11 protein-coding genes and 14 tRNA genes are annotated in these 15650 nt (G+C 71.1%); 7 read left to right on the forward strand and 18 right to left on the reverse strand.

All coding sequences use genetic code 11. The annotated features are described in order from the left end of the window. Together FRCN3DRAFT_RS45005 and FRCN3DRAFT_RS0217800 are read right to left on the reverse strand one after the other, a co-directional pair. The coding region (locus tag FRCN3DRAFT_RS45005) for a TetR/AcrR family transcriptional regulator (RefSeq protein ID WP_007517075.1) at nt 1-909 on the reverse strand (909 nt) is incomplete at its 3' end. A 353-nt stretch (nt 910-1262) separates the two neighbouring features. Beyond that, a complete protein-coding gene (locus FRCN3DRAFT_RS0217800) occupies nt 1263-2450 on the reverse strand; it encodes a Kelch repeat-containing protein (RefSeq protein WP_007517076.1) in 1188 nt (395 codons plus the stop codon). 238 nt (nt 2451-2688) lie between these two features. Here FRCN3DRAFT_RS0217800 and FRCN3DRAFT_RS0217805 point away from each other — a divergent pair, with 238 nt between their 5' ends. Beyond that, nucleotides 2689-3417, forward strand: a complete 729-nt coding sequence (locus FRCN3DRAFT_RS0217805; RefSeq protein WP_007517077.1) for a DUF732 domain-containing protein — start codon at nt 2689-2691, stop codon at nt 3415-3417. A gap of 35 nt (nt 3418-3452) precedes the next feature. Here FRCN3DRAFT_RS0217805 and FRCN3DRAFT_RS0217810 read toward each other — a convergent pair whose 3' ends face one another. Next, nucleotides 3453-4397 (reverse strand): hypothetical protein, encoded by a 945-nt coding sequence (locus FRCN3DRAFT_RS0217810; protein WP_035928378.1) that lies wholly within the window; start codon nt 4395-4397, stop codon nt 3453-3455. 306 nt (nt 4398-4703) lie between these two features. On the opposite strand from FRCN3DRAFT_RS0217810, the gene FRCN3DRAFT_RS54145 reads away from it, so the two are divergent. Genes FRCN3DRAFT_RS54145 through FRCN3DRAFT_RS0217825 form a run of 3 tightly spaced genes read left to right on the forward strand, consistent with a single transcriptional unit; the run spans nt 4704 to nt 7164 of the window. Then, nucleotides 4704-4847, forward strand: coding sequence for a hypothetical protein (locus FRCN3DRAFT_RS54145; protein ID WP_157845229.1), 144 nt, complete (start codon nt 4704-4706; stop codon nt 4845-4847). Beyond that, complete coding sequence (locus tag FRCN3DRAFT_RS0217820; protein WP_007517080.1) at nt 4844-6127, forward strand: CoA transferase; 1284 nt, start codon at nt 4844-4846, stop codon at nt 6125-6127. Before FRCN3DRAFT_RS54145 ends, FRCN3DRAFT_RS0217820 begins: the two co-directional genes overlap by 4 nt. Further along, nucleotides 6127-7164, forward strand: coding sequence for a MaoC family dehydratase (locus FRCN3DRAFT_RS0217825; protein WP_007517081.1), 1038 nt, complete (start codon nt 6127-6129; stop codon nt 7162-7164). Before FRCN3DRAFT_RS0217820 ends, FRCN3DRAFT_RS0217825 begins: the two co-directional genes overlap by 1 nt. Nucleotides 7165-7546: 382 nt before the next feature. On the opposite strand, the gene FRCN3DRAFT_RS0217830 is transcribed toward FRCN3DRAFT_RS0217825, so the two are convergent. Continuing rightward, nucleotides 7547-8515, reverse strand: a complete 969-nt coding sequence (locus FRCN3DRAFT_RS0217830) for an NAD-dependent epimerase/dehydratase family protein (protein ID WP_027140698.1) — start codon at nt 8513-8515, stop codon at nt 7547-7549. 375 nt (nt 8516-8890) lie between these two features. On the opposite strand from FRCN3DRAFT_RS0217830, the gene FRCN3DRAFT_RS0217835 reads away from it, so the two are divergent. The 3 genes from FRCN3DRAFT_RS0217835 to FRCN3DRAFT_RS0217845 all read left to right on the forward strand — a co-directional run bounded on the left by FRCN3DRAFT_RS0217835 (nt 8891) and on the right by FRCN3DRAFT_RS0217845 (nt 13835). Then, on the forward strand, nt 8891-9394 hold the full coding sequence (locus tag FRCN3DRAFT_RS0217835; RefSeq protein WP_007517083.1) for a nuclear transport factor 2 family protein: 504 nt from the start codon (nt 8891-8893) through the stop codon (nt 9392-9394). Nucleotides 9395-9827: 433 nt separating this feature from the next. After that, the gene (gene kstD / locus FRCN3DRAFT_RS0217840; protein ID WP_007517084.1) at nt 9828-11642 is read left to right on the forward strand and encodes a 3-oxosteroid 1-dehydrogenase; all 1815 of its coding nucleotides are present in this window, start codon (nt 9828-9830) and stop codon (nt 11640-11642) included. A 174-nt stretch (nt 11643-11816) separates the two neighbouring features. Beyond that, nucleotides 11817-13835, forward strand: coding sequence for a phosphocholine-specific phospholipase C (locus FRCN3DRAFT_RS0217845; protein WP_007517085.1), 2019 nt, complete (start codon nt 11817-11819; stop codon nt 13833-13835). Between the two features lie 186 nt (nt 13836-14021). Here FRCN3DRAFT_RS0217845 and FRCN3DRAFT_RS0217850 read toward each other — a convergent pair. The 14 genes from FRCN3DRAFT_RS0217850 to FRCN3DRAFT_RS0217910 form a co-directional block, all read right to left on the reverse strand. Next, nucleotides 14022-14109, reverse strand: a tRNA-Ser gene (locus tag FRCN3DRAFT_RS0217850). Between the two features lie 13 nt (nt 14110-14122). Further along, nucleotides 14123-14199 (reverse strand) — tRNA-Leu (locus tag FRCN3DRAFT_RS0217855). A 48-nt stretch (nt 14200-14247) separates the two neighbouring features. Beyond that, nucleotides 14248-14327: transfer RNA gene (locus tag FRCN3DRAFT_RS54150), tRNA-Tyr, on the reverse strand. 60 nt (nt 14328-14387) lie between these two features. Further along, nucleotides 14388-14460, reverse strand: a tRNA-Arg gene (locus tag FRCN3DRAFT_RS0217860). 33 nt (nt 14461-14493) lie between these two features. Further along, a tRNA-Val gene (locus FRCN3DRAFT_RS0217865) sits at nt 14494-14566 on the reverse strand. Nucleotides 14567-14570: 4 nt separating this feature from the next. After that, nucleotides 14571-14643: transfer RNA gene (locus FRCN3DRAFT_RS0217870), tRNA-Asp, on the reverse strand. A 4-nt stretch (nt 14644-14647) separates the two neighbouring features. Continuing rightward, a tRNA-Ala gene (locus tag FRCN3DRAFT_RS0217875) sits at nt 14648-14719 on the reverse strand. A gap of 5 nt (nt 14720-14724) precedes the next feature. After that, a tRNA-His gene (locus FRCN3DRAFT_RS0217880) sits at nt 14725-14801 on the reverse strand. Nucleotides 14802-14812: 11 nt separating this feature from the next. After that, a tRNA-Ala gene (locus FRCN3DRAFT_RS0217885) sits at nt 14813-14885 on the reverse strand. A gap of 86 nt (nt 14886-14971) precedes the next feature. Then, nucleotides 14972-15050: transfer RNA gene (locus tag FRCN3DRAFT_RS0217890), tRNA-Met, on the reverse strand. Nucleotide 15051: 1 nt separating this feature from the next. After that, nucleotides 15052-15122: transfer RNA gene (locus tag FRCN3DRAFT_RS0217895), tRNA-Lys, on the reverse strand. Nucleotides 15123-15319: 197 nt separating this feature from the next. After that, nucleotides 15320-15394, reverse strand: a tRNA-Glu gene (locus FRCN3DRAFT_RS0217900). A 4-nt stretch (nt 15395-15398) separates the two neighbouring features. Continuing rightward, nucleotides 15399-15472: transfer RNA gene (locus FRCN3DRAFT_RS0217905), tRNA-Leu, on the reverse strand. Nucleotides 15473-15573: 101 nt separating this feature from the next. Beyond that, a tRNA-Ile gene (locus tag FRCN3DRAFT_RS0217910) sits at nt 15574-15647 on the reverse strand. Nucleotides 15648-15650 lie beyond the last annotated feature (3 nt).

The raw sequence follows: 15650 nt of genomic DNA on the forward strand, positions 1-15650 counted from the left end.
CTGGGCGGCGGTCGGCACCGGCGTCGGGCAGCGGGCGGCGCCGGCCGGGGCCGGGCGCACCGGTTCCGGCCGTTCGGAGGTGGGATGGGCCTGGTCGGCGGGGACGAGCTGGTCGATGCAGTACTCGACCATCGCGAGCATCTCGTCGAGGTCCTGGCCGCCCTGGGTGAACCAGGAGCGCACGCCGACCTGCACGGCGGCGAGGAACGCCGCGGCGGTCAGCGTGGGGCGCAGGTCGGCGCCACGGCCCGGCGCGGGGCCGGTCGGTGGCGGGAAGCGGGGGGTGATCGCGGCGGCGAGGCGGTCGCCGAGGCGCATCATCCGCTGCAGCATCGCGGCGCTCACCGCGGGCGCGCTGTCGGCGATCAGCAGGTGCTCGACGTAGCCACGGAACGCCGCCGGCCGCGGGCCCATCGCGGCCCAGGCGTCCAGCGAGGCGGCGCGCAGCGCCGCCAGCGGCCGCTCGTGGGCCGGGCGGCGCTCGAGCGCCGCGAGCGCCAGCTCGCCGACCTCGTCGAGCGGGGCGAGCGCGACCTCCTCCTTGTTGGCGAAGTACCGGAAGAAGGTGCGCACCGAGACCTCGGCGCTGACCGCGATCGCGTCGATCGTGGTCGCGTCGTAGCCGTACTGGGCGAACAGCGCGTGCGCGGTGTCGACGATCGTGCGCCGGGTGCGCTGCTTCTTGAGCTCCCGCAGCCCGCCCGGTACCGCCTCGTCCAGGTCCCCGGCCTCGCCGGCACCCCCCGGCTCGCCGGGGAGTGCCGCGCCGCCAGCGGGCTGCCCCCGCTCGGCGGGTGCCGCGGCGCCGTGTCGCCCGACCGGGCGGATCACCGGGGTGCCCGCGGTCGGCGCGGTCAGGCCGGCGAGCAGGCGACGCGCAGCGGTGCCTTTCGACGTACCCGTCGCCATGCGTCCTCCCCTGGACAGTGGCCGCCGATGGACGGCTGCCACCTTGTCTGAGGAGATCGTATGACAGGAAATGGCAGATGGCACCAACTGCCACTTTTTTGACAGTCCCTGAGCCCGAGGCGGATCGGTCCGCGCCGACGTTCGCTACCTTGTGCTTACATGGCGAAGCATTCGGTAATTTTCTGTGGCGAGAAGGATGGATTCGTGGCTTTTCGCGCATGCGACAGTCGCATCTGCCGTGTCCCGACGGCCGGCTTCTGGGAAGGCCCCCTCCCGATGCGGGAGGGGGTCGGCGGCGCCGGCGGGAGCCGGCCGGGGAGGAGCCGCGCCGGCCGGCCGCCGGCGCGGCCGGGTCACTTCGGCATGAGCTGGGTGACCGAGTTGGCGACCTTGCCCTTGACCTCGCCGCCAGCGAGGTAGGCCTTGTTGTCCGTGGCCGCGGCCGCCGCGTTCTGGACGCCGTCCGGCAGGTCGCCGGCGTCGGTGACCGAGTTGTCGCTCGGGTCGAACTTGTAGATCTTCGGAGAGGCCTGACCGTTCGCCTGGCCGCCCGCCAGGTAGGTGGTGCCGTTGACGGTGAAGGCCGAGGCGCCCTTGAGATCCTGGGGCAGCTTGCCGACGGTCGTGGTCTTGCCGGTCGCCGGGTCGAACTGCTGGATCGCGTCCGTCGTGCCGTTGTCCGACTCGCCGCCGAAGACGGTGACCTTCTGGCTGGAGCCTGAGCCGGTGGTCGCGACGGCCGCGTTGCGCACCGGGGTCTCCAGTTTGCCGACGTTCTGGAACGTCTTGCCGTCGCTGGTGGCCAGCACGTCGCTCTGGATCTTGCTGCCGTCGTCGCCGCCGACCAGGTAGGTCTTGCCGTTGGCCGTCGCGACGCCGTGGTTCTCCCGTGGCGCCGGCAGCTTGCCGACCTCCTGGCTGGTGCCGTTCGAGAACGTCTGGACGACGTCGGTGACGCCGCCGGCCCCCGAACCGCTGGTGTTGCCGCCGAAGACGGTCGGCGTTCCGTTCACGACCGCGGCGCCCGCGTTCGTCACCGGCTTGGACAGCGTGCCGGCGGAGGTCGCCGTGCCCGCGCTCGGGTCGATGGCGGTCACCTGGTTGGCGGCCTTGCCGTTGGTGTCCTTGCCGCCCATCACCAGCACCTTGCCGTTGTCCGCGACGGCGCTGGCCTCGGTGACCGCGGTGGGCAGGGTGAACGGCGCGTTGGAGGCGGTCAGCGCGCCGGCACCCGGGCTCGCCGTGCCGGAGGGGCTCGCTGTGCCGGAGGGGCTTGCCGTGCCGGAGGGAGAGCCCGTGCCGGTGGGTGAGGCGGTGTCGCTGGGCGAGGCCGTCCCCGTCTCACCGGGGAGCAGGCTCGTCGAGACGCCGGGACCGCCCGTCTCGAATGTCTGGGCGGAGGCGCCCGGCTGGCTGTCGCCACATCCGGACACCAGCGCGGCCGCGAGCACGCAGGTCGCGACGCCCGCGGCGGCGGTCGTCGCACGGGTCGCCGGCCCGCGTCGGGGTCGGCGGGACGATGATCCGTTGTGTCTGTCCACGTCGGCATCCTCACCCAGGGTGACGACGCCGACGAGTCGACCATGGCCAGGGCCGCCTGGCAGGTGAAGCCGCGAAACCGTGGCGTCCTTCAGCCGACACCGGTCGGCGACGAGGATCGGTCGGGTCCATGATGGGTGGCGTTCAATGCCCGATTCGTTCCCCGGCCCGGTGCCCGCGCGGCCTCAGCTTTCCGGCCGCGGCCGTCCTGTCCGTCGGAGCGCTGCAGGAAGGACGGCGATGCGGCCGTTGGGGCTGGTGGCGCGGACCGCCACCGGGGTGCTCGTCGGCATGCTGGCGCTGGCGGTCGCCGGCTGCTCGCCGAGCCTGAAGGACGACATCCCCGCGGGGCTGACCGCGAGCCCGGCGCCGCCGGCGACACCGACCGGCGCGGGGGGCACGGCGACGCCGCGGCCCTCGGCGAGCGCCGCGCTGCCGCCTGGTGACAAGGCCTACCTGGCGCAGCTCACCCAGACGCTGCCCGACCTGAACGCCGACGAGCAGTGGAAGATCGACCAGGCGACCTGGACCTGCACCCTGTTCGACGCCGGGATGACGCTGCGCGGAGCGGCCACCACGTCGGCGCAGGTCTCCGACGACAAGCTGACCGTCGGTGACGCGGTGACCCTCGCCAGGGCCGCGGTACCGAACTACTGCCCCAACCACACCGCCGAGCTGGCGGCCGACGGCGACGCGCCGCTTGACCGGAGCCTCGACGCCTACGCCCAGGCCGCCTGCTTCTGGCTCGACTACGCCCGCGAGCTCAACAACGGCGGCAAGCAGGTCGGCGACATCAACCTCGCCTACGCGGTGTTCGCCGCCAGCGTGGAGGCCAAGAAGGCGATGCCGGTGGACTTCCGCAACGCCTGGCTCGCCATGACCAGCGACATCAGCACCCCACAGGGCCTGACGGACCGGCGCACCCTGTGCGAGCAGCACGGCTGGGGCGGTGCCGGCCAGCCCGCCTAGAACCAGGCTGGCCAGCGCGCTCAGCCAGCGCGCGCTCAGCTGGTCCCGGGGGAGGCGGAGAAGTCGCTTTCGGTGGCGTGGAAGATCGGCGTGGCCGACGGCGCACGCACGGTGCGGCCGGTCGGGCTGGTCGCGATGCTGGGCAGGCCGGGGTCGTACGTGGCGAGCCCCCTGGGCCAGCCGTCGGCGGTGACCGTCATCAGCAGCCTCCGGGTGGCGGGCCGGTTCCACAGCTCCGCCAGGCCGTCGCCGAGGTCCTCGTAGCCCTCGCGCCGCCAGGTCTCCTCCAGCAGGACGGCGAACGACGAGTACAGCATCACCTGGCGGATCTCCGCCGCCGCGATCTCGGGCGCCACGCCGTCGTGGCCGCGGATGGCGGCGCTCGCCGCTACCTTCTCCGCGTTCGCCGGGTCGGTCAGCGCGAGCCTGCGGGCCTCGTCGACGTAGGTCGGCACCGCGCCGAGCGAGGTGCTCACCCAGCGGTGGCGCCCGACGACCGACCACTCCAGCCCGCTCACGAGGTCGTACTCGGGGGAGGCGGTGAGCCAGCCGCGGATCAGCTCGGCGCGCCGGCCGAGCGAGCGGTTGAGGTTGTCGTGCGGGCTGAACTCGCGCAGCTGGCGGGTGAGCCCGGCGAGCTCGTGGAACAGCTCGGCGTCGGTCGGCGCCGTCTCGGTCAGATAGCGCAGCCGGCCCATCATCGTCAGCAGCGTCTCGGCGTCAGCCGTGTCCGACGAGCCGCGCCGGGCCTCCCGCCAGGCCTCCGTCACCCGCCGGTGCATGGCGGTGACCATGCCGGGGCTCGCCAGCGGCGGCATCGAGGAGCGCAGGTCGCGGTCGCGCCGGCGCCACTCGTCGAGGTCGATCTGGCCGTCGTAGGCAGCGCGTGACAGGTTGCCGATCTCGTCGATGAGCGGGACGGGCCATCCGAACAAATAGGCCGGCGGGGCCTTGATCAGTTCGCGAATGTCGTCGTCCACGCGTCTCAGGATGAACCGTCCTCCTGTCGCACCCGACGCCGGGGCGATCGACATGCCCGTCGGCAGCCGGCCCGCGCTCGGCCGGTCACCCACGGGTGGTCAACAGGCACAGCACAACCGTTCCCGACCGGCCGCGCCCCAGCCACGGCGGCGGGTCGGGCGGGTCGGGCGGGTCGGGGGAGGCAACCGGCCGCCGTGGCGGCATGTGGCCAGAACGGGCACATACGATTCGTCCCGCCGGCCGTTCACCAGCGGTTCCGTCATCGCCAGGGGTGGACGGCGCCTCCGTGAGCTGAGGAGCCCGACGTGCCCGCCGTCGCCAGACCTGACCGCCCAGCAGCAGTCGCCGCCGCTGTCACAGCCGTCGTGACCGCCGCGGCGGTCACCGCGCCGACCATCGCCGCCGCGGTGACCTCCCGCGCCGCCGCCCGGCCTCGGCGGGCGGCGTGATCGCGGCGGCGGGCGCCCGCCCGCTGGCGGGGCTGCACGTCATCGAGTGCGCGAGTTTCGTCGCCGGGCCGACCGGCGGGATGACGCTCGCCCAGCTCGGCGCCGACGTCATCCGCCTCGACCCCGTCGGCGGCGGCAGCGACTACCGGCGCTGGCCGGTGGCGCCGACGGGGGAGAGCTACTACTGGCACTCGCTCAACAAGGGCAAACGCTCTGTCGCGCTGGACATGCGCTCGGCCGAGGGCCGCGAGCTCGTGACCGCGCTGATCACCGCGCCGGGGCCGGACCGGGGCATCCTCATCGACAACGTCGTCGGCCGCCGCTGGATGGCGAGCGACATCCTCACCGCCCGCCGGCCGGACCTGATCCACCTGCGTGTCCAGGGCTACCCGGACGGCAAGCCGGCCGTCGACTACACCGTCAACGCCGAGGTAGGCCTGCCCGGCATCACCGGCACCGAGGAGGGCGGCGCGCCGGTGAACCACGTGCTGCCCGCCTGGGACCTCGTCACCGGCCTGTCCGTGTCGACCGGGGTGCTCGCGGCGCTGCACGCCCGCTCGCGCACCGGCGAGGGCGCCTACGTCGAGCTGGCCCTCTCGGACGTCGCGCTCGCCGGCGTCGCCAACATGGGCTGGCTGTCGGAGGCCGCGGCCAGCGGCCACGAGCGGCCCCGGCACGGCAACCACGTCTACGGCAGCTTCGGCGTCGACTTCGCCTGCCGCGACGGCCAGCGGGTCATGGTCGTGGCGCTCACCGAGGGGCAGTGGGCGGCGCTGTGCTCCGTCACCGGCACCGGCGCGGTGTTCTCCGCGCTGGAGACGGCCCTGGACGCCGACCTGACGCTGGAGGACGAGCGTTACCGGCTGCGCGAGACGATCGCCGCCGTGCTGCGGCCCTGGTTCGCCGCCCGGGACTCCAAGCAGGTCGCCGACGAGCTCGACGCGGCCCGGGTGCTGTGGGGTCGCTACCGGGGGATGACGGACGTCGTCGCCGCGCACGCCCGCGGGGTGCACCCGGTGCTCGCCCACGTGCTGGTGCCGGCGGACGACGCGCCGCGGCGCGAGGTGCCCTCGCAGGGCGTGCCGTCGATCACCGCGCGCTCGCCGATGCGCTGGGACGGGGCCTACGGCGCCCCCGGCGAGGCGCCTCGGCTGGGCGCGGACACGGCGGCCGTGCTCGCCGAGGTGCTGGGGCTCAGCGACGCGGAGATCGGCGGGCTCGCCCAGAGGGGCGTCATCGCGGCGACCGACGGGGCGGCGAAGAACGGTGGGGAGGGCTGATGACGACCGGCGCGGCGCTGGACTCCCTCGTCGCCGAGGGGCCGTACTTCGACGAGCTCGCGGTCGGTCAGGTGTTCCGCTCGGCCCCGGGCGTGACGCTGACCAGCGGGCTGGTCGACGCGCACCGGGCGATCGTCGGCGGCCGGCTCGCGCTCACGCTGGACGCGGCGCTGTGCGCGGACGTCACCGCCACCGTCGCGGCGGTGCCCCCGCTCGCCCCGCCGAACGTCGTCTGGGACGTCGCCATCGGCCAGTCGACGGTGGTCACCCATCACGTCAAGGCCAACCTGTTCTACCGGGGGCTGGTGTTCCGGCGCACGCCGCGGATCGGCGACACCCTGCGCACCACTACCGAGGTCGTGGCGCTGCGGCAGAACAAGCCACGTCAAGGCAGGCGCCCGACGGGCCTCGCGGTCCTGCGGATCACGACCGTCGACCAGCACGGCCGCGGTGTGCTCGACTTCTGGCGCTGCGCGATGCTGCCGCTGCGTGACCCCGACCGGGCCACCGGCCACGGCGACGACACCGAGACCGTCGGCACCCGGCCGGCCCCGGCGGAGCTCGCCGCGGTCGTCGACGGCTGGGACCTGGAACGCTTCGCCGGGCTCGTCGCCGGCCCGCGGTTCGCGGATCTCGCCGTCGGGCAGGCCTGGCGCGTCGGCGGCGGCGACGTCGTCTCCAGCGCCCCGGAGCTGGCCCGGCTCACCCTGAACGTCGCCCAGGTGCACCACGACAGCGCCGCCGCCGGCGGGCGTCGCCTCGTCTACGGCGGTCACACCATCGGCCTCGCGTTCGCCCAGGTCACCCGCGCACTGCCGTCCCTGGTCACGGTCGCCGGCTGGGAGGGCTGTGACCACACCGGGCCGGTCCACGAGGGCGACACCCTGCGCGGCGAGGTCACCGTCGACGCGCTCACCGCGCTCCCGGCCGGCGGTGGGCTGGCCCGGCTGCGCTGCCTGGTCCGCGCCGATGCCGAGACCCCGGGGGCTCCCGCGCGCGACGTCCTCGACTGGCGTTTCTTCGCCGTATTCCCCTGAAACCGTCGGGTGGGCTGCGGTGGTGGTCATCGCGGCTGCGGTGGTGGTCGCCGCGGGAGGCGGATAGCCTGCCGAGGAAGATAACCGCGCGCGCTTCAGGTCGGTCTGGAGGAACGGTGGGAAAATCCGTTCGACGGGCGATCCGAGGAACCTGTGAATACCTTGCCGCCGTCGTGACGTCCGTGCTTTACCACGGGCGTCCCCGCTCATACCCCGCGCATCGTGCCGAATACGGGTGGGGTGGGCGGGGCTCACCGTCGACGAGAACGTCCCAGGACGGCCCGGTGGCGCCGCGTCGGGCAGTGGACGAGCTGACCCGTACCTGAACGGGTAGCCACGCCAGGGAAACCGGGAATGCGATGAACCGGGCGAGCCGGGCGAGCTAGAGGCCTGTCTCGACGATCGTCCGGCGGATTCCCTCCGCCAGCGGGGTGGGAAGCCAGCCGAGCTCCTTCTGCGCCTTGGACGAGTCGGGCGTGGCATTCCACAGCAGATACTGAAGCTGGCAGCGGGCGATCGGCGGCGGCCTGCGGGTGATCCGTGCGGCCGCCTCACCCGCCGCGGCCATCACGGTCATCACCGGCGCCGGGATGGTGACCTTTGGCGCCCGGCCCCGGCCGCTGACCTCGGCGACGGTCCGGGTGAGGCGCGCCACGGTCGCGTGTTCATCGCAGAAGATGTACCGCTCGCCCGGCCTGCCGTGTTCGGCGGCGAGCAGGTGGCCCTGCGCCAGGCCCTCGGTGAAGACGACGCCAAACCCGCCGGGTGGGATGGCCGGGAGCAGCCCTCGGAGCACCGGTCGGAACATCTGGGTTTCCATCGACGCGTATCCGGTCGGGCCGAGGCCGTACACCGTCGCCGAGTTGGCGAAGACGACCTCCACGGCGCCGGACGCCGCGAGCACGGCCTGCTCCGCCCGCTGCTTCGACACCTGGTAGGGCGTGCCCTTGTCCGTGACGGCGAGGTTCGTCTCGTCGAAGAGGCCACCCCGTGGCGCGTCGAACACGTTGATCGTGCTGGTGTGCACCAGGCGGGACACCCCGGCCGCCGCGGCGGCTCGGGCGACATTCACCGATCCCTGGACATTGACCCGTTCGAACAGCGACGGGTCGGCCAGCCATTGTTCAGGTACGCCCATGGCGTTGTACACGATCTCACGGCCGGCGCAGGCGTCCGTCAGCGAGGGCGGGTTCGAAACGTCCCCGGGAGCCAGCTCCACTTCGGGGGGAAGAGCCCCGCCTGCCCGGATGACATCCCGGACGAGTGCGCGCACCTCGTGACCAGCCGCAAGTGCCGCCCTGGCCACGGCGCCGCCGACCTTGCCCGTGGCTCCGGTTATCAATACTCGCACCCCGGCGATTCTATAGTGAGATCAGTGGAACGCGCCTACCGCAACGCCGGCCTAATAGGTTCTGACGGAGCGGTGGTGTCTGTTTCGTCCGGCCGGAGCCTATCCTCGATGGTTTGTCGGCCGGCCTGGCGAGTGTCTCGGGCAACGGCTAGGTTGGCTGCCGGGTAGCTTTAGCGAGATCGGTTCGCGCGAAGAGCGCCAGGTGTCCTCGGATGGCGGCATTGTCGCCTCACCACCGGCCCCATGTCCCGGTTCGGGTTCGAGAATGGCTGGGGCCTGCCTTCGGTCTTCGTTTCGGCCGCTCGCCTCGGGCGTGCCCGGCGTCGACGGACACCCCACGCACGGGGATCGCTATCGATTAGAGCGGGAGAAACCGTGGATATTTCTATTCTCGGCGAGATCGAGGAGATCAAGCAGCTCAAGGCTCGTTACCTGAGGCTGGTGGACGAGAAGAAGTGGGAGGAGTGGGCCGACGTCTTCACCGATGACTTCTGTGGATGGCTCGGTGACGTCCCCGAGGAGGAGTTCAACGGCCGCGACGAGTTCATCGCGTTCATCCGGCGGGCGATCGGGGCCGCGGTCACCGTTCACCACGGCCATATGCCGGAGATCGAGGTCGTAGGTCCCGGGAAGGCGCGTGGGATCTGGGCGATGTACGACTACGTGAAGTTCGCCGGCCCGGAGGGGGATCTGGAGCTGGACGGCTACGGGCATTACCACGAGGAGTACCGGAAATGCGATGACGGCCAGTGGCGGATCTGCTCGCTGCGCCTCACCCGCATCCTGGGGATGGTCGAGCAGCTGGAGTGGAAGCTGCCCAAGCCGTCCATCCCGGCCACTCGGGCGGGCTCCGGCAAAGCGGGGTTCGTGCGCTCCTGAGGAGACGGCGCGCACGGCGCGACCCGAGCATCCCGGTGCCGTCGTGCCGTCGTGCCGTCGTGCCGTCGTGCCGTCGTGCCGTCGTGCCGTCGTGCCGTCGTGCGGTTGGTCGAGGGGCCGCGGGCCCGGGCGAGCCAGGCTCGGCCGGCAAGGCCGCTCAGGTGAGATAGGCGGCTCGGGATGGTCCGGTCGGCGGGGAACGGCGATCGCCGTGAGCGACACTTCGAACGCTATCCGGCGTTGACAACCTAAACAAGCAAGCGCATGCTTGGTTTCCGCGATCGGGAGTCAAGATCCTTCCACTCTCCGCATGGCGGTTCCGCTCGCCCCCCACGTCCTGTGCGCAGCTGTCATCTCTGCCTGCTCACCCGCGCGAAGCCGTGCCCACCCGAGATACCGGCGCAGACTTCGCCGACGCCGAAGGGACCAGTCGATGGATGCCGTTTCGGATCCCGACTTACCGTCGCCCCAGAACGCTCCCCGCCCCGCCCAGCACGCCGGACTCAGCCGCCGCACGGCGCTGCGCGGCGCGGCCCTGGCCGGCGGCCTGCTGAGCACCGGCCTGTTCAGTGGCCTCGCGACTCCCGCGTTCGCCGCCACCGAGTACGACGTCGTGGTCGTCGGCTGCGGCGCCGCCGGGATGACGGCGGCGCTGCGGGCCGCGAAGCGCGGCCTCAGTGCAGTCGTCATCGAGAAGGCGCCGACCTTCGGTGGTTCGGCGGCCCGGTCAGGAGCAGGGATCTGGATCCCGAACAACCAGGTGATCCTGGCGGCCGGAGTGCCCGACACTCCGGCGAAGGCGGCGGCCTATCTGGCGGCGGTGGTCGGCGGCGATGTGCCCGCCGCCCGGCAGAGCGCCTTCCTCAGTAACGGGCCGGCGATGATCACGTTCGTCCTCAACAACAGCCCGCTGCGTTTCCGCTGGATGGAAGGGTATTCCGACTATTATCCGGAGCTGCCCGGCGGGATGCCGAACGGCCGGTCCCTCGAACCGGCCATGTTCGACGGCAACCTGCTGGGCGCGGAGCTCGCCCGGCTCAATCCGTCGTACATTCCGGTGCCGGCCGGCCTGGTGATCTACAGCGCCGACTACAAGTGGCTCAACATCGCCGCCGTGAACGCGCGTGGGGTCGCGGTCGCGGCCGAGGCCGCCGCCAGGGGAGTCGCCGCGTCACTGGCCGGCCAGGTGCCGCTCACCATGGGCCAGGCGCTGGCCGGCGGCCTGCGGGCGGGTCTGGCGGCGGCGAGCGTCCCGGTGCTGCTGAACACCCCGCTCGTGGACCTGGCCGTGGAAGGCGGCCGGGTGGTCGGCGCGGTCGCCACGCTGAACGGGACCAACACCACGATCCGGGCACGGCGTGGCGTGGTCGTCGCGGCCGGCGGCTTCGAGCACAACGCCGGCATGCGCGCCGAGTTCCAGGCACAGCCGATCGGCACGAGCTGGACGGTAGGCGCCCGGGAGAACACCGGTGACGGCATCGAGGCGGGGGAGGAGATCGGCGCCGCGCTGGCGCTGATGGACGACTCCTGGTGGGGGCCGGCGATCCCCCTGCCCGACCAGTCCTACTTCTGCCTGGCCGAGCGCACGCTGCCAGGTTCGATCATCGTCAACCAGGCCGGGCAGCGGTTCGTCAACGAGGCGGCGCCGTACAGCGACGTCGTCCACGTGATGTACCAACGCAACACGACCTCGCCGTGTATCCCGGCTTGGATGATCGTCGACCAGAACTACCGGAACCGCTACCTGTTCAGGGACGTGGCGCCGCTGCTGCCGTTCCCGGACTCCTGGTACAACAGCGGCGCGGTGTTCAAGGACTCGACGATCCAGGGCCTCGCCGCGAAGATCGGCGTCCCTGGCTCCGCGCTGGCGAGCACGGTCAGCCGGTTCAACGGCTTCGCGCTGCGGGGAAAGGACACCGACTTCGGCCGCGGCAACAGCGCCTACGATCATTACTACACCGATCCCGGCGTGGTCCCGAACTCCTGCCTGGCCGCGCTGTGGCTGCCGCCGTTCTACGCATTCAAGATCGTTCCAGGTGACCTCGGCACCAAGGGCGGCATGGTGACCGACGCGTCGGCGCGGGTGCTCCGGACGAACGGGTCGGTCATACCGGGCCTCTATGCCGCGGGCAACTCCAGCGCCGCTGTGATGGGCCACAGCTATACCGGCTCGGGGGCCACGATCGGCCCGGCGATGACCTTCGGCTACGTCGCCGCCAACCACATCGCCGACAATCCGCCCGCCTGACCGGGCGGATATCTGGTCGTCGGTGTCCGGACCAGCGCGGACCGGGGGGCTGTTGGCGCACCCCGGTCCGCGGCGGATGCACCTCAGCTTTTCGTTTGTTCGTCATCTCTCGGATGCCGGTTGTGGAGGAGGGCGCGCCAGTCTGGGGCCCCCAAACCTCGACAAGGAGCATCCGTGGTCGACATCGATCGCCGCAGGTTCCTGAGCCTGGCCGGCGGGACGGCCGCTCTGGTCGCACTCGACCAGAGCATCGCGCGCGCCGCCGCGATCCCCGCCAACCGCCGGACCGGAACCATCAAGGACGTCGAGCACATCGTCGTCCTGATGCAGGAGAACCGGTCCTTCGATCACTACTTCGGCACGCTGCGCGGCGTCCGGGGCTTCGGCGAGCCGCACCCGGTGGTCCTGCCCGGAGGCAAGCCGGTCTGGAACCAGCCCAACGGCACAGGCGAGCTGCTCCCGTTCCACCCGGACGCCGCCGACCTCGGCGCGGCCTTCCTCACCGGCCTCCCGCACAGCTGGACCGACGGCCACCAGGCCCTCAACAACGGCGTCTACAACCAGTGGGTGCCGGCCAAGGGCACGGCCACCATGGCTTACCTGCAGCGCCAGGACGCGGCCTTCCACTACGCGCTCGCGGACGCCTTCACCGTCTGTGACGCGTACTACTGCTCGTTCGTCGGCAACACCGACCCGAACCGCTACTACATGTGGACGGGCTGGACCGGCAACGACGGCAAGGACGGCGGCCCGGTCCTCTACAACGACGAGCTCGGCTACGACTGGAAGACCTACCCGGAGCGCCTTGAGGCCGCCAAGATCAGCTGGAAGGTCTACCAGGACGAGGGCACCGGACTCGACGCCGCCGGCTCCTGGGGCTGGACCAGCGACCCCTACATCGGCAACTACGGCGACACGTCGCTGCTCTACTTCAACACCTACCGCAACGCCCAGCCTGGCAGCCCGCTCTACGAGAAGGCGCGCGTCGGCACCAAGGCCGCGGCAGGCCAGGACTACTTCGAGCTGCTGCGCGCCGACGTCAAGGCGAACAAGCTCCCCAGCATCAGCTACGTCACCGCGCCCGAGGCGTTCAGCGAGCACTCGAACTGGCCGTCGAACTACGGCGCCTGGTACATCGCCAAGGTCCTCGACGCGCTGACCAGCAACCCCGACGTGTGGAGCAAGACCGTCCTGCTCGTCACCTACGACGAGAACGACGGCTTCTTCGACCACCTCGTCCCGCCGCACCCGAACAGCGAGCTGATTCCCGGCGCGAGCACCGTCAAGACGGACAACGAGGTCTACCGCGGCCCGCTCGGCAACGGCCACTACGGCCTCGGCCCGCGGGTCCCGATGTACGTCGTCTCGCCGTGGAGCGTCGGCGGCTGGGTGGCCTCGGAGACGTTCGACCACACGTCGATCATCCAGTTCATGGAGAAGCGCTTCGGCGTCAAGGAGCCAAACATCACCCCGTGGCGGCGGGCGATCTGTGGCGACCTGACCTCCGCCTTCGACTTCTCGAAGGACAGGACTGACAAGCCGAAGCTCCCCGACACCAGCTCGTGGGCGCCGAAGGACCGCGACCGGCACCCCACCTACAACCCGGCCGTGCCGGCGACCGGCACCATGCCGAAGCAGGAGCGGGGGCAGAAGCCGGCCCGGCCGACGCCGTACGACCTCTCCGTCCACGAGACCTCGAAGGTGGGCGCTGCCATCCTCGCGGTCGAGTTCGAGAACGACGGCCGCCTCGGTGCGCACTTCCAGGCCCGGCTGCTCGCGCCCGTCGGCGTGCCGCACAGCTACACCGTCGGCTCGGGCGCCAAGCTCAAGGCGTCGTGGCCGGTCGCCGGTGACTATGACGTCCATATCCACGGCCCCAACGGCTTCTTCCGCCGCTTCGCGGGCACCGTGGGCAAGGACAAGGTCTACGTCGAAGTGCGCCAGTTGGCCAACACCCCTGTCCTGCAGGTGTCCATCGACGCGCCGAAGGACGTCACCGTCGACGTGCGCAGCGCCTACGACAAGCAGGGCGGGAGCGGCACCGGGGACCGCAAGGTCAAGATTGACACCAAGGACTTCGGTAACTGGTACGACGTCACTGTGTCCGTGTCGGGCACGAAGTGGGTGCGTACCTTCGCGGGGCATCTGGAGGACGGCAAGCCGTCGGTGAGCGACCCGCAGCTGGGCGCCTGAACCGGGATGGCCGAAACCCAGTAGCCGAACCGGGTAGCTCTGAGGCCAGGGGTGGTTGGACCCGGCAACCGGGAACTCGGTAGCCAGGACAGCGGTCGTGGGGTCCGCGTGCGTACGCGCGGGCCCCACGACACGTGGCACGGGATATCTCCACAGCGGACACGACTCGGCTGGCCATGACTGACCTGGCGGAGGGTGGAGGATTCGAACCTCCGCGGGCAGAACCCGACCTGCGCTTAGCGGGCGCGTCCCTTACCGACTCGGGCAACCCTCCATCGTTCGGCGTCTGGTACCCACGGAGGGAATCGAACCCCCAACATTCCGGCTCTGAACCGGATGCCTCTTCCAGTTGGGCTACGTGGGCGTGCACCCGGCGCGCGCCGCCGGCGGCGACATCGGTCCGAGTCTTCGGTGCTGGCGGAGAGATTTGAACTCCCACAGCGCAAGCGGCGGCTTTACGGGCCGTTGGGCTCACCAGTGCCCAGCGCCAGCGAGATCCCGCGGAGACATATGTGTCCCACGTGACCGCGGGGTGGAAACCCCCCGGCCTCGTCCGCGCAGTAGGACTCGAACCTACAACCTCAGCCGTCGGAGGGCTGCGTTCTCTCCGTTGAACTATGCGCGGTCGGTCGCGCCTGGCCGTCGTGGCCGGCGCGCGTGCCCAGGGAGGGGTTCGAACCCCCGACCTTCTGCTTGTAAGGCAGCCGCTCTCCCTGCTGAGCTACCCGGGCGTCGCGCTGGTGAGGGGACTCGAACCCCCGCTGTCCTCCCTGACAAGGAGGTGCCCTGGCCGCTAGGCGACACCAGCATCGTGGAACTGGGGAGACTCGAACTCCCGACCTACGGTCTGCCGAACCGCCGCTCTACCGCTGAGCTACAGCCCCAAAAATGGGGTGACCGAAGGGACTCGAACCCTCTCGTACCAGGTTCACAACCTGGTGCCTCGACCACTTCGGCATCGGTCACCATGCGCCGAGTGGAGCCTCGGGGATTCGAACCCCGTGCCTTCTCCGTGCGAGGGAGACGCTCTTCCTAATGAGCTAAGACCCCATGTGCTCCGGACCTGGACCGGCCGGCATGTGGAAACTCGAGCTTCCAGCGCTCTTCCAGCGCTGCCGGTCGGACCTCTCGGTCCGTGGTAGCGGGGGTGGGATTCGAACCCACGATTCCGGGATTATGAGCCCCGTGAGGACGGCCGAACTCCTCTACCCCGCCGTAGCCGTGGAAGGCCTCGAACCTTCGCCATGCCGCTTAAGAGGCGGCTGCTCTGCCGACTGAGCTACACGGGCAGGTACTACGTAGGCAGGTACTACAAGGTGGCGGTGCCAAATGCCGGTCCGTGCCCGCCATGTCGCGGGCCATGCGGGCCGGGTCGCGGAAGACGGAGGACTCGAACCCCAACGGCCTGCGCCGCCCATCCGTTTTCGGGACGGTGGCCACCCCGACGGTGACTTCATCTTCCAGAAGGCCGCGGCGCGGCCCAGTGCTCCGTGCGGGACTTGAACCCGCAGTCTCCGGATTGAGAGTCCGGCGAGTTGACCTTCTTACTCCAACGGAGCATAGTGCCGCTCGGAGGAGTCGAACCTCCACTGGCCGCGATCTCGGCGCGGTGCCTCTGCCCGTTGGGCTAGAGCGGCATGGTGGCCCGTGGGCTGGTACCTAGCCCTTAACCCTGCCTGCCGGTAGCGAGCGGGTGCAGGGGCGCCGCGGGCCGCGGCGCGTGGGAAAGCAGTCACAGTGGTCGCCCGAGGACTTGAACCTCGCGCCCCCCGCGTATCAGACGGGTGCTCTGACCTGATGAGCTAGACGACCGGG

The organism is Pseudofrankia saprophytica, assembly GCF_000235425.2.
Classification (GTDB): Bacteria; Actinomycetota; Actinomycetes; order Frankiales; family Frankiaceae; genus Pseudofrankia; species Pseudofrankia saprophytica.